This window comes from Tenacibaculum sp. MAR_2010_89, from assembly GCF_900105985.1.
Classification (GTDB): Bacteria; Bacteroidota; Bacteroidia; order Flavobacteriales; family Flavobacteriaceae; genus Polaribacter; species Polaribacter halocynthiae.
In genome coordinates, this window is record NZ_FNUB01000005.1 from 3,311,558 (window position 1) to 3,336,831 (window position 25,274).

Consider the following 25,274-nt stretch of genomic DNA (forward strand, 5'->3'; position numbering starts at 1 on the left):
AAACTTTTTTAAATTACTCGACACCAATCTTAACCTGTTCTATAACTTAAAATATAGAACAGGTTTTTTCATGGCACATATTCCATTATAAAATACTAGTTAACTTATGGTTAGTTCTCTTTAAGGAAAAACCCCTATGCAAAATAACCAATTCCCTTGTACAACTTTCAGGGGAAGCAAGTATTGTAAACCCGTGTATTACACTTTAACTTTGGTTACATAGATTGTAAAGCTACTCTCTTAGAAAATGATCAATAGCGCTATAAATCATTTTCAAAACTAACCTAAAAGTAGAGTTCAGAAACTACTATAACAAACGAGGTACTATCCCCGAAACCTTACCAATGGGAACAAATTATTAAACTTAAACATCATGAGTACAGAAATCCAAGAATTACCTAAAGTTGAAAGTATCAATAATCAATCTTTACTTGCTGAACAATATGTAAAAGTTGATCAAATATGGAAAACAGCTATTTCAAATATTAAATTGACTGGGGTTAAAAGCTTAAAATGTCATGTTGAACGACCAGACTCAGGATCTTCTACTGGAGGTTATTTAATGTTATATTTAAACGAAATCACTCCTAATGTAGAACCAATTATAAGACAATTTCATAGTGGTAAAGGAGACTTTAATGCTGAAATTGCTAGCGATGCAATAGATTTTACAAAAAACAATTATGTTTTAGCTTATGCTCCTCATTATAGTGATAATGTAAAAATTGTTGTAACATCTGCTAAAATTTTCTTTGGATCACCAATAGATTTAAGATTGTCAGCTTGTACTCACATTTCTCACGAAATAAAATCTGTAACTTCTTTTTATAAATTTGACTCCAATCCTCTTGGTTTTGGATATTATAATTCATGGATGATTATTCGTGAAGGATCAACTTTTGGAGAAGGAAGACAAGTTGGTATTGCTCAACTTGACCGTAACGATCCAGCTCAAGGAATAAAAGTTGTATCAACTATTGAGTTTTTAAAACGTGGACAAACATATAATGTTTCTACAACTATCTACTCAACAGTTAGACCAGTTGCTGGATATACTTTTACGATAACTAAGTAGTTCTATATTCAATATTAAAACTTTAAACTTCCTTTACCTTTATTTGTAAAGGAAGTTTTTATCTTCAAAAAGATAAACTCTTTTATCCATTACTTCTTTTCTTATTTAAGAAAGCCGTATTTTTATCGCTTATTTTTTAGCCTAAAATGAAAAGAGATCTTTCTACTATAAATCCAAAGGAAAATATCATAATAAAAGGAGCTAAACTCCATAATTTAAAAGATATAGATGTTGTAATTCCTCGTAACAAACTAGTGGTAATTACTGGACTTTCTGGATCTGGTAAATCATCTTTAGCTTTTGATACTTTATATGCTGAAGGCCAAAGGCGATATGTAGAAAGCTTATCATCTTATGCACGCCAGTTTTTAGGTAAACTACATAAACCTAAAGTAGATTATATTAAAGGGATTTCTCCTGCTATTGCTATTGAGCAAAAAGTAAACTCTACCAATCCAAGATCAACAGTAGGAACCTCAACAGAGATTTACGATTATATTAAACTACTATATGCTCGTATTGGTAAAACATTTTCTCCTGTTTCTGGCAAAGAAGTAAAAAAACATACAGTTACTGATGTTTTAAATTTTATAAAAAAGTTTGAAGAACGTAGTAAATTACTTTTACTAGCTCCTATAACCATAAGTAAAGACCGTAAAATAGAAACTGTTTTACAAGTACTAATGCAACAAGGATATGCTCGTTTAAAATATAATAACGAAGTGTATCGAATTGATGATTTTCCGATTAAAACCTTTAAAGGAAATGATTTTTTTTTAGTTATTGATAGAGTTGTTGTAAAGCACGAAGAAGATTTTTACAATCGATTAGCTGATGCAATTCAAACTGCTTTTTTTGAAGGAAAAGGAATCTGTTTTGTTGACGACATGTCTACCAATGAAACAACGTCTTTTAGTAATAAATTTGAATTAGATGGAATCACCTTTTTAGAGCCTAATACTCATTTTTTTAGCTTTAATAATCCGTATGGAGCATGTCCAACCTGTGAAGGTTATGGAAACGTTATAGGAATTGATGAAGAACTAGTTATTCCTAATACTGGTTTATCTATATACGAAGATGCCATTTTTGCTTTTAAAACCGATAGTTATAAAAAATATAAAGAAGCTTTAATATTAAATGCAGCTGATTTTAATATACCTATTCATAAACCTTGGTTTGAACTTACTGATGAACAAAAGGAGTTAGTGTGGAATGGAACCTCAAAATTTAACGGTATACACCACTTATTCAAAACCTTAGAAGAAAAAAGTTATAAAATTCAAAACAGAGTTATGTTATCTCGTTACAGAGGTAAAACAACTTGTACCGAATGTAACGGAAAACGATTACGTAAAGAAACAAACTATGTAAAAGTATATAATAAGACCATTTCAGAATTAGTTTCTTTACCATTAGATGAACTTGCAAGTTTTTTTAGCACTATAAAGCTTAATAAGTACGAAGAAAAAATTGGGAAGCGTTTACTTACTGAAATCAATAACAGACTTCAATTTTTACAAGATGTTGGATTAAACTATCTAACTTTAAATAGAACATCAAATACTCTTTCAGGAGGAGAAAGTCAACGAATTAACCTGGCTACCTCTTTAGGAAGTAGTTTAGTTGGTTCCATGTATATTTTAGATGAACCTAGTATTGGATTACATCCCAAAGACACCGAACGACTTATTAAAGTACTAAAAAATCTACGTGACTTAGGAAATACTGTTATTGTTGTTGAGCATGATGAAGATATCATGAAGGAGGCCGATTATATTATTGATATTGGTCCGGAAGCTGGTACCTTTGGAGGTAATGTAGTTGCAGAAGGTACTTACAAAGAGCTTTTAAACTCGAACTCATTAACTGCTCAATATTTATCTGAAAAGTTAACTATTGAAATACCTAAAAAGCGAAGAGTATCAAAAAATACTATAGATATTATTGGAGCTAGAGAAAATAACTTAAAAAATATTGATGTTTCTTTCCCTTTAAATAATCTTACTGTAATTACAGGAGTATCAGGTAGTGGTAAAAGTACTTTAGTAAAAAAAATACTATATCCTGCTATGCAAAAAAAATTAATAGGATATGGTAATAAACTAGGGCAACATACTGAGGTTAAAGGAAGTTTTGAAACACTAAAACATATTGAATTTATTGATCAGAACCCTATTGGTCGATCATCTCGCTCAAATCCTGTTACTTATATAAAAGCATATGACGATATTCGTAAACTATTATCTTCACAAAAACTTTCAAAAATTAGAAACTATCAACCTAAACACTTCTCTTTTAATGTAGAAGGTGGTCGTTGTGAAGTTTGTAAAGGTGAAGGTGAAGTTACCATTGAAATGCAATTTATGGCTGATGTTCACTTACAGTGTGAAGCATGTAATGGTAAACGATTTAAAAAAGAGGTTTTAGAAGTTACTTTTGAAGAAAAAAATATTGATGATATTTTAAACCTAACAATTGATGATGCTGTATCTTTTTTTACAGAATTTAACCAACCTAAAATAGCAAGAAAGTTAAAACCTTTACAAGATGTTGGTTTAGGATATGTACAATTAGGTCAATCATCTTCAACACTTTCTGGTGGTGAAGCACAGCGTATAAAACTGGCTTCATTTTTAGTAAAAGGAACCACAAAAGATAAAGCATTATTTATTTTTGATGAACCTACGACTGGTTTACATTTTCATGATATTAAAAAACTCTTAAACTCATTTAATGCCTTGATTGAAAGAGGTCATTCTATTATTGTAATTGAACATAATATTGAATTAATAAAATGCGCAGATTACATAATTGACCTTGGTTTAGAAGGTGGAAAAAATGGCGGTAATTTAATTTTTTCTGGCACCCCTGAAGAACTAGTTAAAAACAAAAAATCATATACTTCAAAATACCTTAAAGAGAAAATAATTTAATATTAAAAAGTGGAGTTTAATTAGCTCCACTTTTTTCTTTTTATTATAACTAACAAACAAAAGTACCTCCACAACCATCACTGGTAACTGTAAAAGTAACAATTCCGGTAAATGGTCCTGCATCAATTTGTACTGTGTATACTTCACACGGATTTAAAACCCAATTTGTATTACCATTGTGAGTAACTGTACTAGAATCGACTAAAGTACCTGATGAATTAAAAATTTGATAAGGTTTTGTAACTCCTGTTGCCATTGCTCCTGTGCCTAAATAATAAAACTTAACTTTAAAACCATAACCACATGGAGTAACAGAATGTACTCCTATTGTAGGAAATTTATACTTCTTCTTAGTCGCACTTCTTTCACCAGAAGGTTTTTCTTTACTTTCTACAGAGTTTGGCAAAATTGTATCATCATCTTGAGAACAGGAAACAAAAAATACTGACACTAAAAAAGCATAAAGAATATAACTTAGAAAGTTACTCTTTTTATTTTTAAAATTTTTAAACATAATTAATAGTTATTAAAGGTTACTATTTTATAAGTATGTAAAAGGCAAAAAAATTACCCATTCTTAAAAATTAAAAAGAATTCAATTTCTCTGAAAACTTAAAAACCTGTTTAACTTTTGAAGGCTAAACAGGTTTACGTAACAAAAACTAACAAAATTCAATAAGATACTTATTGAAAACTTTTATCTCCCTTATTAGGGTTATACACATATTTAAATGTGAAATATTGTGATGATGTATGTGAAGGTTTTTTATCTTTATAGTAACTTGAAATCTCTACTTTTGCATAGTGTCCGTTATGAGTTTTAATAACTAATACTTTTCCTGGAGCTGGACTTATGGTGTGATTCGAAGAATCATACGTATACCAACCATTACCACTTCCTTTTAATAAAGCTAATGCATCTTTTTTATCTTGCTTAAACTCACTATCGGTTGGAGCCTCTTTTATTGATGTAAACGTACCAGTTTTTAAAACTAAAGCTGCACTGTGAACTCTATCTATATCTTCTAAAAGAGCACCTTTCTCGCCTCCGTTTATAATAATTTCTGTGGCTCTAAAAGCAATATCCCAATTATCACCAGTTACTTGTTTTCCTTCAGAAAAACTAAATTTTGTAAAAGGTCCTGTATAGTTACCTCTCCCCTTTCCTGGCGCATGTAAATTTTCAATACTTTTACTTTCAACCGACTTCACTAATGGTTCATTAGTTTCATTATTACTACAAGATGTAATTAAAAAAGCGATAATTAATCCTCCCAAAATTGTTCTTAAATGTTTCATTCTATAATCCTATTTTTAATATTAAAAGTTAAATTGTATTCTTCCATAATATGTTCTACCTAACTGTAAATAACTTTCATTAGGTATTACATTTCCATTACTATCTGTATAATTAAACAGTTCTTTATTTTCAATTCCTGTAGAATTAAACAAATTATCTACTCCCACTTGTAAATTCATAAAACCAAGGAATTCCTTTGTAACTGCTGTATTAATTTGTGTGTTTGCTACAACAAAATTGTCAAAATCGTCTATTAATAAATTTCCATTTGTATCAAAAGGCGCATATTTACTTCTATAAACACCTCTAATATTCATAGAGAAATTGTGTTCAAAATTTTCATAAAAAAGTTTTGCATTTAACATATGTTTTGATCTATTGACCAACCCGAAATATGACGAAGCATTTAACTGTTGAGACACACCATTTTCATCTCTATAAAAAACGCCTTCTTTTATTCTATTTAACTCCTCTTTATTTCCAGTATCTAAAAATTGATATCCAGTAAAAAATTGAAAATTTCTATTGATTTTATAATTTACATCTACCTCTATTCCTTGGGTAAATACTTTATTAATGTTTCTGTAAGAAAATGTTCTTGTCCCTTTTGGTAATCCTACTGTTAATGCTGAAATTCCTGTATCAAAAGTGTCAATTAAATCCTTTATATCATTTCTAAATGCATTTACATTAATCTTTAAATCATTATTTAGGTTAAACTGAAAACCAATATTATACCCTATTGATGTTTCTGGTTTTAATTGCTTTTCTATTAAGCTAACTCCTGCTACTCCTTGAAAAAGGTTATGAATTGTATTGGTACCTAATACTATATAACCATTTGATACATTTCTAAAATCAAAAAATAATTGCCTAAAATCGGGTACTTTAAATCCAAAACCTGCAGATCCTTTTAACGTTATCATATCATTTAATTGATAACTAGCTGATAACTTTGGGCTAAAAGCTGATTGGTAACTATTACTTCCTTCATAACGAGCTCCAACAATAACATTAACACCATTAATAGGGTTAAAATCATACTGTGCAAAACCATACCAAGCTTTATATTGCTTCGCTCCATTTATAGACGACCTATCTAATTCATCAAAATTACCTCCTACACCAGCTATTATTGTACCTGAGTTTCCTACTATGTATTTTGACCTAATTTCTGGTCTAAATAAACTTCTATTAAAAAGTGTTGTAACATTATTTAATGTACTTTCCGTTTTAAACCTTGTAGCATAAAAAGTATAATTAATATCCCATTTATCAGTTAAGAAATGATTCAATTTAACATTTGCATTCCAATCAATTTGATTATTAGTTACTGAGTTTATATATTGATTTTGATTATAATATCTTTGTGAAAAGTCTAACTTTAATTTTTCTGACACATCGTATAAAACTTGTGCATTTAGTGTATAATTTTGATGTGGATATACAGTTTTTGATGCCGTTAAAGGAGTTAAATCAAATCCTTTACTCGAATTCAAGTTTACGCCTGCGATAACACCAAACTCACCTTCTCTATAAACTATGTCTCCGTTAATATCAAGCTCATTTTTAGCACCTCCCCTTGTATATAGATGGTATTTACCTTTTAGCTGATCTCTATTTGGCTTTTCAGTTATAATATTTATAACTCCACCCATTGCTTCTGAACCATATAAAGATGAAGAAGGACCTTTTACAATTTCAATTTGTTTAATGTTATTTACAGTAATTCTGTTTAAATCAATATTACCAGCTGTTCTTCCTACTACAGGTACACCATCAATTAATATCAAAGTATAATCTGCAGCAATACCCTGAAGTTGCACTCCTTCTGAGCTTCCTACATCTTTCACTAAAGTTATTCCTGTTTGTTCCAACAAAATATCTTTTAATCGTACTGATCCAGATTTCTCAATTTGTTTTTTCGAAACTAAAGTTACTGGCATTGGTATAGAAGACAATTGCCTAACCGTTCTTGTAGCCGTTATAATAACCTCATCTAATTTGTTAACCTTTAAAGAATCTTTTACTTGTTCGTTTTCTTGAGAAAAAGCAGAAGAAGTAAAAACTAACAAACCAAAAAACAATTTTCTATTTAGAAACATTCTTAATAATTTTCTGCAAATATATATTCTTATTTTAAATCAATCTAAATAAATTTTATATTTTTGCCTAAAATTTTAAAACTTAAATACAAATAGGATGAAAAACATAATATTAGTATCTTTTATAGCTTTAGTAACCATTAATACTGGGAATGCACAAAGCAAAAAGAAAAAAGATAGAGAAGCTATTAAGAAAATGTGTGGTTGCTTTGAAGTAACTTTCAATTTTGCAGAAACATTTAACTATAGTAAAGATTCTCTTTACAAGGCTTCAAAAACTAAATCGGATAAAGCCTTAGAATGGGCTGAATTAATCGTTGATGAAAAGAATGAAATATCTATTCAACATTTACTACAAGTTGGTAATCCTAAAAAACCATACATCGTAAAACACTGGAGGCAAGATTGGGTATATCAAAACAGAGATTTTTACATGTTTAATGGAGACAATAACTGGATTTACGAAAACAAATCTAAATCTGAAGTTAAGAAACAGTGGACGCAAAAAGTATATCAAGTAGATGATAGTCCCCGTTACGAAGGCTCTGGTACTTGGGTCCATGTAGATGGGAAAAGTTATTGGGAAAGCACAACTGATGCTCCATTACCTAGAAGAGAATACACTAAAAGAAGCGATTATAATGTAACTGAAAGAGGTAACAGACATGAAATAACAAATTACGGTTGGGTTCATGACCAAGACAATAAAAAAATAATTAGAAAACAAGGTGTAAAAGATATTGTATTAGCTTCTGAAAAGGGTTATAACACCTATGTAAAAGTACCAGACAGTAGATGTAAAGGTGCTCAAGATTGGTGGAAGAAAAAACACTAATAAATGGCAGTTAGTTAGAAATAAATGGAATGAAGTATATGGCAGAAACAATAACTTATCATTAGAAAGTAAAGTAAAAAATAAACCATTATACAAGCATTTGTTCTCTGATAAAGTAACTCAAGAGAAAGATATAAATGAAGCTATTGAATCTTTTGTAAAAAAATAATTCAAACAATACACAAAACCTACTAAAAAACAAACAATGAGATTTATATTCTCGCTACTACTAGCCTGTACATTTGTACAAATAACATTCAGTCAAACAACACTACAAGGTACTGTAAAAAATGAACAAAATGAGGTAATCCCTTATGCTAACATTTATATAAAAGGAACACAATTAGGAAGTGAAAGTAAAGAAGATGGTAGCTTTATTATTAAAAACATCCCCTATTCAACCTATACTATTATTGCAAGTGCAGTTGGTTATACTAAATCAATAAAAGAAATTGAACTTAATAATAGTAATGTAAATATTACTTTTATTCTTAAGTCCGACACTCAATTAAATGAAGTTGAACTTTTTGGTTCAAGAAGAAAAAGAGCAGAAAAACTAGAAACATTAACTAGACTCCCTTTAGCTCCAAATGAACAATTACAAAGTATTTCAGTTTTATCACATAAATTAATTAATGATCAAAATGCTATAACATTAAGTGATGTTACTAAAAACGTTGCTGGGGTATACACTTTTGCTACCTATGGAAACATTAGAGAAAGTATGTCATTAAGAGGTTATAGAGGTATTCCTTTACTTAAGAATGGTGTTAGAATCAATTCAGATTTTAGAGGAGTTGGAGTAATTACAGATATGGCTGGAGTTGATAACATTCAAGTTTTAAAAGGTATCTCTGCAATAAGTCAAGGACTTGGTGGCGATTTAGGCTCTGCTGGTGGTGTAATAAATATTGTTACAAAAACCCCAAAGTTTTATAGTGGTGGTGAAGTTAGCTTAAGAGCTGGAAGTTTTGGACAACTTCGCCCAACTTTTGATTTTTATGGTCCATTAGACAAGAAAAAAACTGTTGCTTTTAGAGTTGCTGGTTCTTATGACAGAGCTGATAGTTATAGAGCATTTGTAAATTCTGAACGTTTTTATATAAATCCGTCTTTAACATGGAAGCCAAACGAAAAAACAACTATTGTTTTAGAAATGGATTATATGGATGATAGTAGAACTCCAGATCAAGGTACAATCAACTTAGGTACTTATGAAGTTAATAATATTTTAAAACTGCCTAACAATAAGTTTATTGGTTTTGAATCTGATAGAAATAACACCTTAAATACAACGTATGCTATACGTTTTGACAGAAAAATTAGTGATAAAATGAGTATTAAAGCTGGTTTATTTACTTCTGATTTACAAACATATGGTGAAACAAGCTATGCTTTTCAAGGGGGTGGAAGATCTGGGTTACCAGTTTTACCTACTACGCAAAGGTATAGAGAATATTACGCAGGAGGTAGAAGCGACAAAAACAGTGTTCTCCAAATAGATTTAGTTGGTAAAGATATTCGAACAGGGTTTTTAAAGCATACATTTCAAATAGGTGTAGATTATAGAAATACTGAATTTGATAATACAGCCTATACTACAACATACCCTGGAACCAATAATTATGTTGACATTATAGATGTTAATCAACCAATTAACAACACGTTACCTTCTGGTATTAGTTTAACTGAAAACCCAGCAAGAGCTACAGGGTCAAAAACAAAATCATACGGTTTTACAATACAAGATAAAATTTCTTTAAACCATTGGGCTGATGTATTTTTAGGACTTCGTTATACTTCATTGGAAAGAACAAAAGGAAACTTTTTAGGTAGGAGTTTAACAGGATCAAAGCGTGATAATGCTTTTAATCCTTTAATAGGTTTTAATATAAAACCAACTGAAAATATTATCCTTTTTGGTTCTTATGCAAACAGTTCAAACCCAATGACTTCTTTCTACAGAGATATTAATGGTAACGAACTAGGCACTGAGCGTTGGGATCAAATTGAAACAGGAATTAAATCTACTTGGTTTAACAATGCACTGCGTTTTAACCTAACTACTTTCTTTACCAATAGTAAAAACCTAAACCTACAAGCATTAGATAATACAGGTAATTTCTTAGGGTATTATTTAAAAGGAGGTGAAGACACTAGAAATGGTATTGAAGTTGAACTAATTGGTCGTGTACTTCCTAATTTAGAAATTATTGGTGGGTATTCTTATTTAGATGCAAAATACAAAGATCATGTTTCATACTACTATAATTCAAGACCTATTAATACTCCTAAACATACTACTAACTTTTGGGCTCGCTATGAGTTTCAAAATTATTTAAATGGACTGTCATTAGGGGCTGGAGTATATTATTTAGGTGAAAGACCTCACAATGTTTGGTCTAGAAACTATACACATACAGGAGTTGTTCCTGATGCAAAGCCTTTTGATTTAAAAGCGTACACAACAGTAAATCTTCAAGCTTCATATAAATTTAACAGAAGCTTAAGTTTAGATGTATTTGGGAACAATATATTTAACGCCATAGGCTTTAATGCGTATCGTACTGTATATTTAAATAGAATTCAACCTGCTAGTTTCGGAACAACGCTACGTTATAAATTTTAATTAAAGAAAAATGTTTAAAACAAAATTAATATTCGCTTTTATTGTACTTACTAGTGTTTTAAAAGCTCAAACTAAAAACGAATTTTTTGACAGAAAATTTTGGAAAACCAATCCAACCATTGAAACTGTTGAACAAAAAATAACTGAAGGCAACAACCCTACAGCATTAAATCCGTATGGATTTGATGCTGTTGTCTATGCTATTTTAGAAAAAACATCAAATAAGGTTATAAAGCATCTATTATCTAAAAAAGGAAATGATGTTAATAAGCTAACCCACGATAAAAGAACCTATGTTTTTTGGGCTGCTTATGCAAATAATGTTGAATTAATGAAGCATTTAATAGCCCAAAAGGCACGTATGGATTTAAAAGATTCTCATAATTTATCTGTTCTTACATTTGCAGCAGCTACTGGTAATAAAAACAAAGAAGTTTATGAGCTTTGTATTAAAAATGGCATTGACATAAAAACGGATGTTGATGAACATGGTGCTAATGCGCTACTTTTATTACTCCCTCATTTAAAAGACCTTTCTTTACTTGATTATTTTATTTCAAAAGGAATAAACATTTCAAGTACAGATAATGATGGTAATGGTGCTTTTAATTATGTAGCTAAAAATGGAAACAAAAAAATGCTAGATATTTTAATAAAAAAAGGATTACCATATAAAAATCGTAACAAAAACAATGGTAATGCAATGTTATTAGCTACCCAAGGTTCAAGAAAAGGCTATAATTCATTATCCTTTTTTAAGTATTTAGAAAAACTAGAAATACAAGCTAATGTTACTAATAAACAAGGAAAAACTCCTCTTCACAATTTAGCTTACGGTAATAAAGACATTGAAACTTTTTCTTATTTTTTAAATAAAGGAGTAAATCTAAATCAAGAAGATAAAAATGGTAATACCCCTTTAATTAATGCTGCTGGAAGAAATTCTTTAGAAATTGTCGCTCTTTTAGCTAAAAACACTAAAAATATTAATCATAAAAACAAGAAAGGTAATTCAGCCTTATCAATGGCAATACAACGAAACTCTTTAGAAGTTGTAGAGTATTTAATTAATAATAAAGCTGATGTTTTAGTAAAAGACACCAAAGGAAACTCTTTAGCCTATTATCTTGTAAAGAGCTACAATTCTAAAGACCCAAAAGTTTTTAAAAACAAAATGAATATTTTGATAAACAATGGGGTAAACCTTAAAGAGCAACAACAAAACAACAGTTCTTTATTTCACATTGCTTTAAGTAAAAATAATATTGATTTACTAAAAGAAATTAATAAATTAAAAATTAATGTTAATGCAAAAAACAATGAAGGCTTAACAGTATTACATAAAGCTGTAATGCAAGCTAAAAACACTAAGATTATAAATTACTTATTAAGTATACATGCCAATAAATCTATTACAACTGATTTTGGAGAAACGGTATATGATTTAGCGAAGGAAAATGAAGTATTAACTTCTAAAAATGTAGATTTAAACTTTTTAAAATAATTATGAAAACACAAAACTTTAAAAAGCATATTTTAATATTTGGAATATTAATTTTTAGTTTATACAGCTTTACTAAAATAACTACTAGTACTACTTACAAATGTATGATTCAAATGAAAAATTATACTGGTGAAGGGGCTTATATTGTTATTTCACTATTAAAAGATGGAGAGTACATAGAAACGCTTCGAGTTCAAGGTGATGATGATGAGTGGTATTCTGATATTACTGAATGGTGGAAGTTTCAAGGTAAAGTTAGAACAGATATAGATGCTGTAACTGGTGCAACTATTGGTGGTGGAAACAGAACTATTAGTTTATTAAAAATAGATCCTGCTAAAATTAATAGTGGATATCGAATACGTTTCGAATCAGCTGTAGAAGATCAAGAGTACTATAAAAATGATGTTGAATTTGATCTTACTTCAGAAAATATTAAAAACAAAATTGAAGGTAAAGGCTTTATTAGATACATAAGATTAATGCCTCAATAAAAGCTAACAAAATGACCATTTCTATATGGAGATATAGCCACTTAACCTTGGCTATATCTTCTTTCTTTTTTATACTAATTGCTTCCTTAACAGGAATTGTTTTAGCTTTTGAACCTATTTCTAAAAAACTAGAACCTTATTTTATTGAGAATTTAGATACTATTTCAGTTTCAGAAACAATTATTTCTTTACACAAAAAATATGATGAAATTATCTCGCTTGAAATAGATGAGAACGATTTTATAAAAACTTCAGTAATTACTAAAGAAGGTAATAATGATACTTTTTATGTTGATCCAATAACAGGAAATAAGCTAGGTAAGCCTAGTAAGAAAAAGCCTATTTATAAATTTGCAACCAACTTACATCGTTCTTTATTTTTAAAATCAACAGGTAGATTTATTATTGGTTTCGTTTCTCTTCTACTTTGCTTAATTGCAGTTTCAGGACTTATTTTAATTATAAAAAGACAAGGTGGATTTCTTAAATTATTTTCTAAAGTAATAAAAGAGAATTTTGAGCAATATTATCATATTATTATCGGTAGATACACCTTAATTCCAATAATAATAATTACAGTTACTGGAATTTATTTATCCCTAGATAAATTTTCTCTTTTACCTTCACAAAAAATTAATCATTCAATTGATTTTGAAGGTCAAAAAAAATCTACAATAATTTTTCCTGAAAATTTTCTGTTATTTAAAAATACTAAACTAAGCACTGTTAAAAGTATCGAGTTTCCTTTTTCAGAAGATGAAGAAGATTACTTTCTTTTAAAATTACAAAACAAAGAATTAGTTATTCATCAATATTCAGGAGCTATTTTAAGTACTAAAAGCACTAATTTAACAGGCTTTTTTTTACATTGGAGTTTACTGTTACATACCGGAAAAGGTTCCTATATATGGGCAAGTATTTTATTACTTTCTTGTTTAGGAATTCTTTTTTTTATCTATTCAGGTTTTATAATGACCTTCACTAGGAAGAAAAACAGCATAATTCCTAAAAACAACATAAAAAAAGATGCTGCTGAATTTGTAATTCTTGTTGGTTCAGAAACTGGAACTACATATTCATTTGCAAACTCACTATACAAAGCTCTTTTAGAAAACAAACAAAAAGTATTTATTACTAGTTTAAACAACTATACTACTCACAAAAACTGTAAGTATTTGATAATTTTAACTGCTACTTATGGCGAAGGAGAAGCTCCAATCAATGCGAAAACATTTTTAACTAAAATTAAAAATGACGCTATAAATCACACCATAAAATATGCAGTTGTAGGCTTTGGCTCTATGGCTTATCCAAAGTTTTGTGAATATGCAATTGAGGTTAATCAAACATTACAACAACAAGCTAATTACTCCCCTATTCTTCCTATTTATAAAATAAACAACCAATCTTTTGATGCTTTTAAAAACTGGGCTATTGAATTAGGTAAAAAATTAGAGCTCGACTTACACCTAAAACAACAAGTATTTAAAGTAAATAAACAATATAAGCTTGCCGTTACTGAAAACACAAATATTAATTGTGACAACACTTTTTTAGTTCATTTACAACCTTCAAAAAAAATAAAATATACTTCAGGAGACTTATTATCTATCCGCCCAAAAGAAGATAATATTGAACGATTGTATTCTATCGGAAAAGTGAATCAAAAAATACTTTTAAGTATCAAAAAACATGAATTTGGTATTTGTTCAAATTACTTAAACACTCTAAATAAAAACGAATTAGTTACTGCGTCTATAAAACAAAATCCTTCTTTTTACTTTCCTAAAAAAGCTAAAGAAATTGTTTTGATAGCAAACGGTACTGGTATTGCTCCTTTTTTAGGAATGCTTCATGAAAACCACAAACAAGTAAAAACACATTTATTTTGGGGAGGTAGAACTGAAAAATCTTACAAGATATATTCTAAATTCATTGAAGATTCAATAGAAAAAAAACAACTCCATAACTTACATATTGCCTATTCTCAAGAAAATACCACCAAACAATATGTTCAAGATATTATAGCAGTAAATGAAGAGGTGATTATTTCAGTTCTAAAAAATAAAGGATGTATTTTAATTTGTGGTTCAGTTGCTATGATGAATGCAACATTTAAAGTTATTGAAAAAATAACTGTAAGTAAACTTCATACTCCTATAGATTACTTTAAAAAATCTAATCAAATAAAAACTGATTGTTATTAAGTAATTTTCATTATACTTTCTAAAACCCTCTTTTTTACCTGAAAAAACAAAGAGGGTTTTTCTCTTTACTACGAATTCTAATTTAATCCCAACGAATTCTAATTAGCTCAATATTTACCTCTATTCCCTAACTACATTTGAAATATAAAACAAATAAGTTATGTGGTTAGAAAATAGTTATTCAGCAATATTAAATATGTATTTACAAAAATATCATCAATTAAAAATACATATTGGCAGAGATGGGAAAATTACAAAAACAGAAAAAGAAGAGAATGGAAATTGGTTACCCGATAGAAACCTACGGAAAATTTTAAATCAATTACCGAGTAACCTTTCATCATCTAAAAATTTAATAATAATCTTAAAACAATAAATTATGAAAAAAGTAATCAGAACTATAGGAATGACACTTGCATTGTTAATGTTAATTGGACAATTTACAAGTTGTAACAATGCAAAAAAAGCAGAGAACGCAACCAAAAAAGAAGAAAAGACTGCTACAAATATCATAAAAAAAGAAAAAAAAGTAGTTCACAGAAGTCCTATCGTATTTATTACAGGATATGATAAAAAAGATGATAATTTTTATACGGGTGCAAGGACCTTTTTTAAAGATAAAAATTTCCAAATTGTAGAAGACGCATATTCTTTAGAAGAAATTATTGAATGGTTAAATACAAACGCAACTTCAAACCCATACGGAGAAGTACATATTGTAAATAAAACAAATCCGTGGTTAGGAATGAATTTAGAGACAGTAGTAAATGGTAAAAAAATCACTTCTGAATCATTGCAAGAATCCATTAATGAAGGAAATATACCAACATTGAAAAATGTAATTACAAATGACACTAAAATTATATTTCATGCAAACCAGTTGGCAAAAAATACTGCATTAATAAACAACTTAAAAAGTACTTTTATCACTGATAAAACGCCACAAATAATAGCTTCACCTTACTATAATATTTTTGGCGGAGAATTTACAAACCATTATTTAGCAGAACCTTTTTATGTTTTTTACCCTACAGCTAATTCACCAGGTAAAGTAGATTTATCTAAAGAAATTGCTAGAAAATATCCAAATGAAAAAGAAGTAGAATGGTTTGCCGCATTAACTAATGAAAAAGAACGCTACGTAGGAGAACCATATACCTTACAATACAATGTTCCTATAAAACTTGAATTGGATTATCATAATTCTGATAATGATATCCCATCATTTACTATGGAAGAAGAGGTAATGGATTGGATTGCTAATGATGAAGATTTAGCCAATAAAGTACGTGAATTAAACATTCCTGTTGAGAAATTTAGATGGACTTGGAAAGTAAAGAATAGTAAACTTACTTTAAAAGGAATGTCTACCGTATTATGTGTTTTAAAACCTATTACAAAACCTTATGGTGATTTAGAGCATGTAAAACCAGATACTACAAACAAACGTTTGTATGCTATGAAGTAGAAGTTTAACAACCGTTACTATTAGAAAGAGAATATTATTTTTAATAGTAACGGTTAATTTAAGTAAGTTTGTTATATGAAGTTTTTAAAATACATTATTTATTTTTTCTTTTTATTAAAAGCTACATCATTAATTGCTCAAAACAATACTTTTAAAAACTGTACCATTAAAGATGGCTTGCCTAGTAATACTATTACAGATATAGTACAAGATAATCTTGGCTACATCTGGTTTGCTTCCAATAAAGGGATTACACAATTTGACGGAAATAACTACATTACTTTTTCAAGAAAAGAAGGTTTAGAAACTAATTACATAACTAAACTAGCTCCTAATAAGGATAGCCTTTTAATAGGTTCGTCAAATAACTTTTTTATTAAACAACATACTAAATTTCAAATTTTTGAAAGCAAAAAAATTAACTGTATTTCAAAAATTAAAGATCAAGTTTTTTTAGGTACTAAAAAGGGGATTTATCGTTTACGAGACGATTTCTTATCTCCTCTACGCACTAATTTTCAAATAGATTTAACCCCAATTAATGATATTGAATTCGATGGAGAGTTTTATTGGGTAGCCACTCAAAAAGCTTTATGGAAAATTGACGATTTATTAAACCCTAAGCTTCTTAAAAGAATAGATTTAGCTAATTACACAGCTCTTATTATTCATAATAAACAAATAATTGCTAGTACATTTAATAGCGGTTTAAAAGTAATTATAAACGACACTATTAAAACAATACATTCAACTACAAAAAACATAAAAGGAGTTAAAAAGATTAGTAATCAATTTTGGATATACTCAAATAGTAATGGTATAGAAGTTTTAGATTTAGACTTCTCTTTTATCAGAAAAATAAACAAATACAACACTCTTGAAACCAATGCTATTTCTACTATTTTTCAAGACAACCAACGTAACATTTGGATTGGAACCAGTGACAAAGGAGTTTATAAACAAGAAAACAAACTTCAAGAAGAAAACCCTATTCCTTTAATTTCTTTCGAAGATATTGAAGTAGTATATAAAACTATTGATAGTATTAACTTTAACAGTTATAAAGGAATTTTACAAATACCTCCTGGAAAAAACCATTTAGCTTTTACTTATAAATCAATTGATATAAACAATCCTAAAAAAGTTTATTATCGTTATAAATTAAATGGTGATTTTAGTCCTTGGTCCAACAATAACTCAGTAAACCTTGCTAATTTAAAAGCAGGTAATTATACCTTCTCTGTTCAATCAAAGACAGCAAATAAACAAGAAAGTAAACCTATTCATTTTCAGTTTTATATAGACAAACCTTTTTATAAAAAAAATTGGTTTCAATGGCTAGCTATTTCAATACTATTACTACTAAGTGCTTATATTACCTATAAATACATTAAAAAAATAAGACGGATAAACAAAGAGAAAATCATGAAACTAGAAATAGAAAATCATCTACTTTCTCTTGAGCAAAAGGCTTTACAACTTCAAATGAATCCTCACTTTATTTTTAATGTTCTTAACGGAATAAAAGCTTTGGGTAATTCAGGAAAGCTTGACGATTTAAATACCACAATTAGTAAATTTTCAAATCTATTACGCTCTATACTAAATACCTCAAGAAAAGAAGAAGTTAATTTATCAGAAGAAATAGCTACTTTAAAAAACTACATTTCTTTAGAACAACAAATGAGCAGTAGTACCTTTACTTATACTATAGAAACGAAACTTTCATTTGATGCTGAAGAAGTTCTAATACCACCTATGCTTATTCAACCTTTTATTGAAAACAGCATTAAACATGGTATAAAAAATATTAGCGAAGGAAAAATAACAATTAAGTTTTATGATATTAAAAATTACTTACATTGTGAAATTATTGATAACGGTATAGGCGTTCATCAATCAAAAAAGAATAAAAAAACAAATGACCATGCTTCTTTAGCCATTAAAGTTACTAAAGAACGTATTAAGAACTTAACTTCTAATATTTCTATAAAAATTGACGAAATAATAGAAAACAATACTGTAAAAGGAACAAAAGTTTGGTTTAAAATACCTTTAAAAACTGATTTTTAAAATGAATAAACTCACTGCTATTCTTATTGATGATATATCTTCTGCACTAGAGATGTTGCAAAATGATTTAGAATTGAAACATCCAGAAATAGAAATTATAGGAACAGCAAAAAGTGTAGTTGAAGCTTCTAAATTACTCAGAAAAAAACAGCCCGATGTTTTATTTTTAGATATTATGTTGGGAGATGGTACTGGTTTTGATATCCTAGAAATTCACCCAAATTTAACCTCAAAAGTAATTTTTGTTACTGCTAGTGATGAATATGCTATAAAAGCCTTTAAGTTTGCTGCTATTGATTATGTTTTAAAACCTTATTCAACTGATGATTTAACCAATGCAATTGAAAAAGCAAAACTTCAAATTATTCCAAATAAAGAACAATTAACAGTTTTACAAGAATCAATATCACACCCTAACCAACGTCCTAAAAAAATCTCTCTACATTCATCAGATAAAATTATAGTAGTTAATTTAGATGATATTATGCATTGTAAGTCAGATAATAATTATACAGAATTTTATATGGCTGATCATCAAAAAATATTGGTAGGAAAAACATTAAAATATTTTTCAGACATTCTTAAAGAATATGGTTTTATAAGAGTTCACCAAAGCCATCTTATTAATTTACAGTACGTAAAAGAATTTATAAAATCTGACGGAGGATACATTGTGTTACAAAATAATAAAACAGTACCTGTATCAGTTCGTAAACGAACAGAAGTTATTGAAGCACTTCAAAAGCTATAAGTTAACTTATTTTATTAATTATGTTAAAATTTTATTAATTTTTACTTATATTGGTATTCCAAATACAAGTCTATGGATGTATTAAAACCTCAAAAAGGAAGATTATTAATAGCTGAACCTTCTATTTTAAATGACAATTCTTTTAAAAGAGCTATTGTATTACTCACTGAGCATTCAGAGACGAGTTCTGTTGGTTTTATTTTAAACAGACCTTTACATTATACTCTTAGTGATTTAGTTCCAGATATTAATTGTGATTTCACCGTATACCAAGGTGGCCCTGTTGAACAGGATAACTTATATTTTATTCATAAAATTCCTGAATTGTTACCTAATAGCGTAGAAGTAACTGATGGTATATATTGGGGAGGTAACTTTAATTACTTAAAAGAACACCTTAATAACCATAAAGTAAAGCCTAGTGACATTCGTTTTTTCTTAGGATATTCTGGATGGGAACCTACTCAATTAGATGATGAATTAAACACGAATTCTTGGTTTATTTCTAAAAATAAATATCCTAACATATTAGCAATTAACAACAAAACCTTTTGGAAAGATCAGCTTCTAAAAAAAGGAGGTGAATATAAAATATGGGCAAATGCACCTAGTGATGTACAGTTAAATTAACTCATTGTTAAACTAGTAACCTTTAAACTATTTTTTAGTTTTTGCGCAATTGAATTATCAAATGTTTTTTTACGGTAGTTCGTAACTGATGTTATACCAACAATGGCATTTGTTATAAAAACTTCGTCTGCTTTTTGAATTTCAAATGGAGAAATAGTAGTTTCTTCTATGGTAAAGTCAGGATGTTTAGTAACGATCTCTATTATTTTTTTTCTAATTACTCCTTTTATACAACCTTCAGTTAAAGCGGGTGTTTTGATAGTGTTCCCTTTAACTATAAATATATTTCCATTGGTAACCTCAACAACTCCTTTACGCTCATTTAATAAAATACAATTGTCGAAATCATTTTCTTTTGCAAAAATTGAAGCCAAGGTATTTACCATTCTATTGGTTGTTTTTACCGTAGATAGTAATCCCGAATAGTTGTAAAAATCTTTATATAAATCAATGGTATAGCTATCCTTTTCTTCTAAACTAATTGGCTTAACATCTATTAAATAATCAATTTCATTAGTTTTTGGAGTATACAAACCTCCATCTTTTCTAAAAACAGTTAACTTTACTCTACTACTAGTATTTTGAGTTATATTTTCCTTTACCGTTTTTAATATTTCATCTTGTAAAAACTCAAGAGTAAACTCCATAGGAATTTTCATACGTAACATTCTCATTGAAGCCATTAGCCTAAAATAGTGATCTTCAAAAAAAATAACTCTATTATTTTCAACCTTTATCGTTTCAAAAACCCCATCTCCATATTTAAAAGCTCTGTTTTCATGAGATATTTGCAATTCTTTAGGTGATATAATTGTTCCGTTAAAGTTTACCATTATACTTATTTTTTACAAATGCAAACTTACTAATTTAAGTAAGTTTTATGCATAAAAAAACTCGACAAATTGTCGAGTTTTTTTAATGCTTTTTTCTATTAAGCCCCAATAGTGTGTTTTAATTCTTCAATTTGGTTTGTCCACAACATTTTGGCCTCTTCCGCATCGTCTTCATCGTCGGCAAAATCAGTAACAAGCACGGCTACATCTTTAGTAATAGGATCGACTTGTATTTTAAACTCAAAATAACTTTCATCACCTTCACTTTCTGTCCACTTAAATTTTATGCGTTCGTCAGTTTTACTGGCCATTATTTTAGCCTCTTCCTCAGAGTCATCCCAAATGAAGGTAATTAATTTACCTCTAGAATTCACTCTATCAGCAAACCATTCTTCTAATCCTGCTGGTGTTGCTAAATATTGATATAACATGCTTGGTGAAGCATGAATTGGAAACTCTAATTCAAATTTAACTTTACTCATTTATTTTTTTGTTTGTCCGCCAATATATACAAATATTTCTTTTAAAAAAAATTGTTTTTTTTTGTTGTGTGAAAGAAAAAAACTCCTATATTTGCACCCGCAATCAGGCGAGGTAGCTCAGTTGGTTAGAGCGCAGGATTCATAACCCTGAGGTCGGCAGTTCAAATCTGCTCTTCGCTACAGTTAAAAACCCCTTATTTTATAAGGGGTTTTTCGTTTTTTACAATCCTGCAAGATTTACATTTTAAACTGCCGTGACTAGAAACGGGACAAAATGTATTGTAAAAATGAAAAAAATTATTTCACTTTCAAATGGTTGTTCAACAACTTACCCTACCCCTATTCCTAAAAATTGGAAAACTGGAGGTAAAGAAACACTTTTAAAAGAATGGGTTATTTACTATTATTTCTTTGATCCATTATATAAAGAACAATATCCAAAAGGAAAAAGAATACGCATGAAAGGGATGAACGATTTCAAAACTTTAGGCGAACGAAGAGAAGCTACACAAATTTTAATTGACGGCTTAGTAAGTAAACTAGTAAACGAAAACTGGAATCCTATTACTAAAAAATATATGGAAGTTAAAAACTCCATTAATCAAAATAGCACGTTAATAGATTCTTTAGAGTATTACCTAAAAATTAAAAAAATTTCTGATAGCTATAGAACCGACATTACTTCTATGGTTAAATTTTTAAAGGTTTCTATACATGCATTGCAGCTGCAATACAAATCTATAAGTCAAATAGCAAGAAAAGATATAAAAGCACTTCTAAGGCATCAGCAAGAAACCAGGAATATTTCAAACTATAAATACAATAAGTATAAGGCTCAATTAAGTGCTTTATTTGGAGATATGATTGAAGATGAAGTTTTGGAACACAACCCTACTTATAAAATTAAAAAGCTAACAACCGATAAACTATTACGTGAAATTTTATCTGAAGAAGACAGAAAACGAGTGCATTTTCATTTAAAATCTAAGTATTACACTTTTTGGCGCTTTATGATGATCTTTTACTCAAGCGGATCAAGAGTATCTGAAATACTTCAGATACAAGTAAAAGATGTGAACATAAATAAGCTTGAGTTTAAGGTTTTTATTAAAAAAGGACAACAACATAAAGAAGTACTAAAACCCATAAATAAAAACTTTGCACACCTATGGATAGAGGTTATTAATGAACAAAAAGCAAATACAACCACCTTAAATCCTAACGATTATTTATTTTCAAAAGGACTATCAAAAGGTAAAAATCCTATTAGGTACGAGCAAATTACCAGGCGTTGGAAAACCCACGTAAAAAACCAACTAAATATAACAGCCGATTTTTACTCATTAAAACATTTATACGGTGATAAAATTTCTGAACAACTAGATATTGCACACGCTCAAAAACTAAACTCTCATACTTCTAGTAAAATGATGAAAGAACATTATGCAGTTAACGAAAAGCAACGTACCATTAATAGATTAAAAAATGTGGATGCTTCTTTTTATGAGGGAAAATAATCTAATTAGTTTTATAATTCTGTGTGGTTAAATAATACTAAAATCTAGATAACTAACATGATTTAAAATGTTTTATATCAATGAATAAATTAGTATTTTTGAGATATAGAAGTAAATACAGTTGTAACTATAAGCTATATAAAGTTACCTAAGGTAACTTTATATAGCTTTTGTCCCACATTTGAAAAGACCTTATGAGAAAAAAATTATATTTTGATGAAACTTTTAAAATAGGTCGTTCATTACATATTTTAATTAACAACGGAAAAATTCGCGAATACGAAGGTGCTGATTTTATGCCTTTAATTTTACACGGACAGCCACAACCTGAATTTAAAACATTTGAATTAAACTCTGATTTTAAATTAATTAAAGTCTCTAAATATGACCGAAAGAAACTAAACATAAAAGCGAATTATCAGGTTGATTGTCATTATTTAAGAGGTAAGTTTTTAAAAGATTCATACATAAAATTGAACGTGATTGAAAAATTCATAATAAACTATTCCAAAAAGGAATCTATACTTCATAAAATGAATTTTAATCAAAAACTTATTTCTGTGTTAGCATTTGTAACTATTCCATTTTTATTTATGCTCGGTTGGAATCACTTCATGAATAAAGAATCTAATGATTCAAAAAGCCAAATTCCGAATCCAGATTCAAAAACAATAAACCAAGAAATAAAAACACCAATTATTAAAGTAGACAGCGTCTCAACCCAAACTATAAAATTAGACCTTGATTCTTTGTCAATTGAATAACAAAACCAAACTAAGGACAACAATATGCATAGTGAATAGCTCACTGTAGAATGCTACGACTCCATGTACAGAGCGTTAAGGGAAATCCCCAGTTTTTCTGAAAATATCTTTTATTATACTTTACAGAAAAAAGGGGAGTAAATTATTACTTAAGAGAAATAGAATCCAGTAAAACTGCTTTGACAGCATTATTTAATGAGGAAAAAGCTACTTTACTTTCATTTGGAATATCATCTTCTGTAATAGAAAAAAACAACAAATACGAAAGAGGAATAGATAATGCCTCACAAATACTATCAATGGTTCTTTTTTGAGGAAAAGAAATATTTTTTTCAATATTACAAAGAGCATTAACCGAAATATTACACTTCTCAGCTAATAGTTTTTGGTTAATATTTTTTTCTTTTCTCAATTTTTTAATTGCTGTACCTAACTCCATAAACATTATATAATTAGAAAAAACTATCCAAAATATCACTTATTTTCAAGGATTTTAAAAGTAGTGTTAAAACGCTATCTAAATCAAGTTCTTTCTCTTTTAACTTATTAATTATATCAACTTTATCATTTTCTGACAAGTTACATTCTTCAATTTTTGTTATTAAAATTTTTATATTTTTCACTAAAAAAGCTTTTAAAATTATATTTCATTTTTTTAAGCTTCTTTATAATTTTTATATTATTAAGAAACTTTTTCGATTGAAAAATTTCTTAAAATATCTTCTTCATCTGTAAAAATATAATATCGGAAAGATTTAATGAAAAATAGAAAATTACATTCTATAAAATCATAAACAGTTTTGATTTTTATCCGTATTCTTAATTTATTCTTTATTGTATCAAATAGAGAAAATAAATTTTCGTCAAATTCAATATTAAAATAAGAATGTAAATTTTCTAAACTTTCCAGTCCAATAGAATATTTAGAAAATTTAATTTTATTTACTAAATCGTAATAAAAAGCTTCAATTTTAAAATCATCTAGATCATTTTCAAGTAAACCTAAAACCTTTGATAATGCTTTAACTAATGAAGTTAGTGGAGTAACTTGTTCTTGTTCTTGTTCTTCCTTATCTTTTTCAAACTGAGAAAAGAAAAATTTAAGTTCATTTATACGTTCTAAACTATGTCTAGAAGTATTATTATGGGTTGATCTATAAAGAAATTTTAATGATTTAATGAAGTGTTTTGATAAAAATTTGATTTGAGCATCAGACAAACCAAATAATAATATTTCGTCTACTTCATAACCTGCTTCAGATAAAACTTTTAAAATTTCTAATTTTTTAAGCCCTGTGCTTTTACAAAATGAATCAAGACATGTTCCTTGATTTACTTTATCATGAAACCGATTAACGAAACTCTCAAAAAGATCAATTCGATTATTTTTTATAATTAAGTCACTCACTTTTATACTGTTCATAATTTCTACAAATATAAAAAAAACAATAAAAAATACAAGTAAAAAATGTATTTTATATCTAAAAAACAATAAAACAGATTGATTTTTTAAACTTAAGATGTGTAAAAAAGTAGGGCTTTCCCTGAACTACACTAGGGATTTGTTTACAGCAAATAAATGCATTTCTTACATTTGTTACGAGTTTAAGAAAAAAATTAAGAAAGAAATGAAGGTGCATGTAGTTGATAATCATAAAGTAATTTACGAAG

21 protein-coding genes, 1 tRNA gene and 1 pseudogene are annotated in these 25,274 nt (G+C 28.4%); 15 read left to right on the forward strand and 8 right to left on the reverse strand.

What is annotated here, in order from left to right:
* Positions 1–373: 373 nt before the first annotated feature.
* Entirely contained in the window at positions 374–1,075 is a 702-nt protein-coding gene (locus BLV71_RS17960) for a hypothetical protein (RefSeq protein ID WP_093871872.1), read from the forward strand.
* 146 nt (positions 1,076–1,221) lie between these two features.
* On the forward strand, positions 1,222–4,011 hold the full coding sequence (gene uvrA, locus BLV71_RS17965; protein ID WP_093871873.1) for an excinuclease ABC subunit UvrA: 2,790 nt from the start codon (positions 1,222–1,224) through the stop codon (positions 4,009–4,011).
* Between the two features lie 49 nt (positions 4,012–4,060).
* On the opposite strand, the gene BLV71_RS17970 is transcribed toward uvrA, so the two are convergent.
* From BLV71_RS17970 to BLV71_RS17980, 3 genes are all read right to left on the reverse strand, one after another.
* Complete coding sequence (locus BLV71_RS17970) at positions 4,061–4,525, reverse strand: hypothetical protein (RefSeq protein WP_093871874.1); 465 nt, start codon at positions 4,523–4,525, stop codon at positions 4,061–4,063.
* A 170-nt stretch (positions 4,526–4,695) separates the two neighbouring features.
* On the reverse strand, positions 4,696–5,310 hold the full coding sequence (locus BLV71_RS17975; RefSeq protein WP_093871875.1) for an HmuY family protein: 615 nt from the start codon (positions 5,308–5,310) through the stop codon (positions 4,696–4,698).
* 21 nt (positions 5,311–5,331) lie between these two features.
* Positions 5,332–7,416, reverse strand: coding sequence for a TonB-dependent receptor plug domain-containing protein (locus BLV71_RS17980; RefSeq protein WP_093871876.1), 2,085 nt, complete (start codon positions 7,414–7,416; stop codon positions 5,332–5,334).
* A 97-nt stretch (positions 7,417–7,513) separates the two neighbouring features.
* Here BLV71_RS17980 and BLV71_RS17985 point away from each other — a divergent pair.
* The 10 genes and pseudogenes from BLV71_RS17985 to BLV71_RS18030 all read left to right on the forward strand — a co-directional run bounded on the left by BLV71_RS17985 (position 7,514) and on the right by BLV71_RS18030 (position 20,007).
* Positions 7,514–8,420, forward strand: a pseudogene (locus tag BLV71_RS17985) (DUF6607 family protein).
* Between the two features lie 36 nt (positions 8,421–8,456).
* Positions 8,457–10,880 (forward strand): TonB-dependent receptor, encoded by a 2,424-nt coding sequence (locus BLV71_RS17990; protein ID WP_093871877.1) that lies wholly within the window; start codon positions 8,457–8,459, stop codon positions 10,878–10,880.
* Positions 10,881–10,890: 10 nt separating this feature from the next.
* Complete coding sequence (locus BLV71_RS17995; protein WP_093871878.1) at positions 10,891–12,384, forward strand: ankyrin repeat domain-containing protein; 1,494 nt, start codon at positions 10,891–10,893, stop codon at positions 12,382–12,384.
* A 2-nt stretch (positions 12,385–12,386) separates the two neighbouring features.
* Positions 12,387–12,878: a DUF2271 domain-containing protein gene (locus tag BLV71_RS18000; protein WP_093871879.1), complete on the forward strand. Its 492-nt coding sequence runs from the start codon at positions 12,387–12,389 to the stop codon at positions 12,876–12,878.
* 11 nt (positions 12,879–12,889) lie between these two features.
* Positions 12,890–15,085: a PepSY domain-containing protein gene (locus tag BLV71_RS18005; RefSeq protein WP_176974437.1), complete on the forward strand. Its 2,196-nt coding sequence runs from the start codon at positions 12,890–12,892 to the stop codon at positions 15,083–15,085.
* A 160-nt stretch (positions 15,086–15,245) separates the two neighbouring features.
* Complete coding sequence (locus BLV71_RS18010; RefSeq protein ID WP_093871880.1) at positions 15,246–15,461, forward strand: hypothetical protein; 216 nt, start codon at positions 15,246–15,248, stop codon at positions 15,459–15,461.
* A 3-nt stretch (positions 15,462–15,464) separates the two neighbouring features.
* Positions 15,465–16,553 carry a hypothetical protein gene (locus tag BLV71_RS18015; RefSeq protein WP_093871881.1) on the forward strand — a complete coding sequence of 363 codons (1,089 nt, stop codon included), beginning with the start codon at positions 15,465–15,467 and terminating at the stop codon, positions 16,551–16,553.
* Between the two features lie 75 nt (positions 16,554–16,628).
* On the forward strand, positions 16,629–18,626 hold the full coding sequence (locus BLV71_RS18020) for a sensor histidine kinase (RefSeq protein ID WP_093871882.1): 1,998 nt from the start codon (positions 16,629–16,631) through the stop codon (positions 18,624–18,626).
* Position 18,627: 1 nt separating this feature from the next.
* Entirely contained in the window at positions 18,628–19,377 is a 750-nt protein-coding gene (locus tag BLV71_RS18025) for a LytR/AlgR family response regulator transcription factor (RefSeq protein ID WP_093871883.1), read from the forward strand.
* A 72-nt stretch (positions 19,378–19,449) separates the two neighbouring features.
* Entirely contained in the window at positions 19,450–20,007 is a 558-nt protein-coding gene (locus tag BLV71_RS18030; RefSeq protein WP_093871884.1) for a YqgE/AlgH family protein, read from the forward strand.
* On the opposite strand, the gene BLV71_RS18035 is transcribed toward BLV71_RS18030, so the two are convergent.
* Positions 20,004–20,840 (reverse strand): aminotransferase class IV, encoded by an 837-nt coding sequence (locus BLV71_RS18035; protein ID WP_093871885.1) that lies wholly within the window; start codon positions 20,838–20,840, stop codon positions 20,004–20,006. The genes BLV71_RS18030 and BLV71_RS18035 overlap by 4 nt on opposite strands.
* Before the next feature lie 98 nt (positions 20,841–20,938).
* Positions 20,939–21,322 (reverse strand): START-like domain-containing protein, encoded by a 384-nt coding sequence (locus BLV71_RS18040; RefSeq protein ID WP_093871886.1) that lies wholly within the window; start codon positions 21,320–21,322, stop codon positions 20,939–20,941.
* 106 nt (positions 21,323–21,428) lie between these two features.
* Here BLV71_RS18040 and BLV71_RS18045 point away from each other — a divergent pair.
* From BLV71_RS18045 to BLV71_RS18055, 3 genes are all read left to right on the forward strand, one after another.
* Positions 21,429–21,502: transfer RNA gene (locus BLV71_RS18045), tRNA-Met, on the forward strand.
* 107 nt (positions 21,503–21,609) lie between these two features.
* Positions 21,610–22,839, forward strand: a complete 1,230-nt coding sequence (locus BLV71_RS18050; RefSeq protein ID WP_093871887.1) for a tyrosine-type recombinase/integrase — start codon at positions 21,610–21,612, stop codon at positions 22,837–22,839.
* A gap of 194 nt (positions 22,840–23,033) precedes the next feature.
* On the forward strand, positions 23,034–23,603 hold the full coding sequence (locus BLV71_RS18055; RefSeq protein WP_093871888.1) for a hypothetical protein: 570 nt from the start codon (positions 23,034–23,036) through the stop codon (positions 23,601–23,603).
* A 145-nt stretch (positions 23,604–23,748) separates the two neighbouring features.
* On the opposite strand, the gene BLV71_RS18060 is transcribed toward BLV71_RS18055, so the two are convergent.
* From BLV71_RS18060 to BLV71_RS18065, 3 genes are read right to left on the reverse strand one after another with little or no spacing between them, the layout of a single operon-like run.
* Positions 23,749–24,042 carry a helix-turn-helix domain-containing protein gene (locus BLV71_RS18060; protein ID WP_093871889.1) on the reverse strand — a complete coding sequence of 98 codons (294 nt, stop codon included), beginning with the start codon at positions 24,040–24,042 and terminating at the stop codon, positions 23,749–23,751.
* A 13-nt stretch (positions 24,043–24,055) separates the two neighbouring features.
* Positions 24,056–24,226 (reverse strand): hypothetical protein, encoded by a 171-nt coding sequence (locus tag BLV71_RS18700; RefSeq protein ID WP_176974438.1) that lies wholly within the window; start codon positions 24,224–24,226, stop codon positions 24,056–24,058.
* Positions 24,227–24,285: 59 nt separating this feature from the next.
* On the reverse strand, positions 24,286–25,026 hold the full coding sequence (locus tag BLV71_RS18065; protein ID WP_143032819.1) for a hypothetical protein: 741 nt from the start codon (positions 25,024–25,026) through the stop codon (positions 24,286–24,288).
* Between the last annotated feature and the right edge of the window lie 248 nt (positions 25,027–25,274).

Coding starts and splice junctions, on each gene's coding strand:
- BLV71_RS17960 (WP_093871872.1), top strand. CDS start 374: ATGAGTACAGAAATCCAAGAATTACCTAAAGTTGAAAGTATCAATAAT.
- uvrA (WP_093871873.1), top strand. CDS start 1,222: ATGAAAAGAGATCTTTCTACTATAAATCCAAAGGAAAATATCATAATA.
- BLV71_RS17970 (WP_093871874.1), bottom strand. CDS start 4,525: ATGTTTAAAAATTTTAAAAATAAAAAGAGTAACTTTCTAAGTTATATT.
- BLV71_RS17975 (WP_093871875.1), bottom strand. CDS start 5,310: ATGAAACATTTAAGAACAATTTTGGGAGGATTAATTATCGCTTTTTTA.
- BLV71_RS17980 (WP_093871876.1), bottom strand. CDS start 7,416: ATGTTTCTAAATAGAAAATTGTTTTTTGGTTTGTTAGTTTTTACTTCT.
- BLV71_RS17990 (WP_093871877.1), top strand. CDS start 8,457: ATGAGATTTATATTCTCGCTACTACTAGCCTGTACATTTGTACAAATA.
- BLV71_RS17995 (WP_093871878.1), top strand. CDS start 10,891: ATGTTTAAAACAAAATTAATATTCGCTTTTATTGTACTTACTAGTGTT.
- BLV71_RS18000 (WP_093871879.1), top strand. CDS start 12,387: ATGAAAACACAAAACTTTAAAAAGCATATTTTAATATTTGGAATATTA.
- BLV71_RS18005 (WP_176974437.1), top strand. CDS start 12,890: ATGACCATTTCTATATGGAGATATAGCCACTTAACCTTGGCTATATCT.
- BLV71_RS18010 (WP_093871880.1), top strand. CDS start 15,246: ATGTGGTTAGAAAATAGTTATTCAGCAATATTAAATATGTATTTACAA.
- BLV71_RS18015 (WP_093871881.1), top strand. CDS start 15,465: ATGAAAAAAGTAATCAGAACTATAGGAATGACACTTGCATTGTTAATG.
- BLV71_RS18020 (WP_093871882.1), top strand. CDS start 16,629: ATGAAGTTTTTAAAATACATTATTTATTTTTTCTTTTTATTAAAAGCT.
- BLV71_RS18025 (WP_093871883.1), top strand. CDS start 18,628: ATGAATAAACTCACTGCTATTCTTATTGATGATATATCTTCTGCACTA.
- BLV71_RS18030 (WP_093871884.1), top strand. CDS start 19,450: ATGGATGTATTAAAACCTCAAAAAGGAAGATTATTAATAGCTGAACCT.
- BLV71_RS18035 (WP_093871885.1), bottom strand. CDS start 20,840: ATGGTAAACTTTAACGGAACAATTATATCACCTAAAGAATTGCAAATA.
- BLV71_RS18040 (WP_093871886.1), bottom strand. CDS start 21,322: ATGAGTAAAGTTAAATTTGAATTAGAGTTTCCAATTCATGCTTCACCA.
- BLV71_RS18050 (WP_093871887.1), top strand. CDS start 21,610: ATGAAAAAAATTATTTCACTTTCAAATGGTTGTTCAACAACTTACCCT.
- BLV71_RS18055 (WP_093871888.1), top strand. CDS start 23,034: ATGAGAAAAAAATTATATTTTGATGAAACTTTTAAAATAGGTCGTTCA.
- BLV71_RS18060 (WP_093871889.1), bottom strand. CDS start 24,042: ATGGAGTTAGGTACAGCAATTAAAAAATTGAGAAAAGAAAAAAATATT.
- BLV71_RS18065 (WP_143032819.1), bottom strand. CDS start 25,026: ATGAACAGTATAAAAGTGAGTGACTTAATTATAAAAAATAATCGAATT.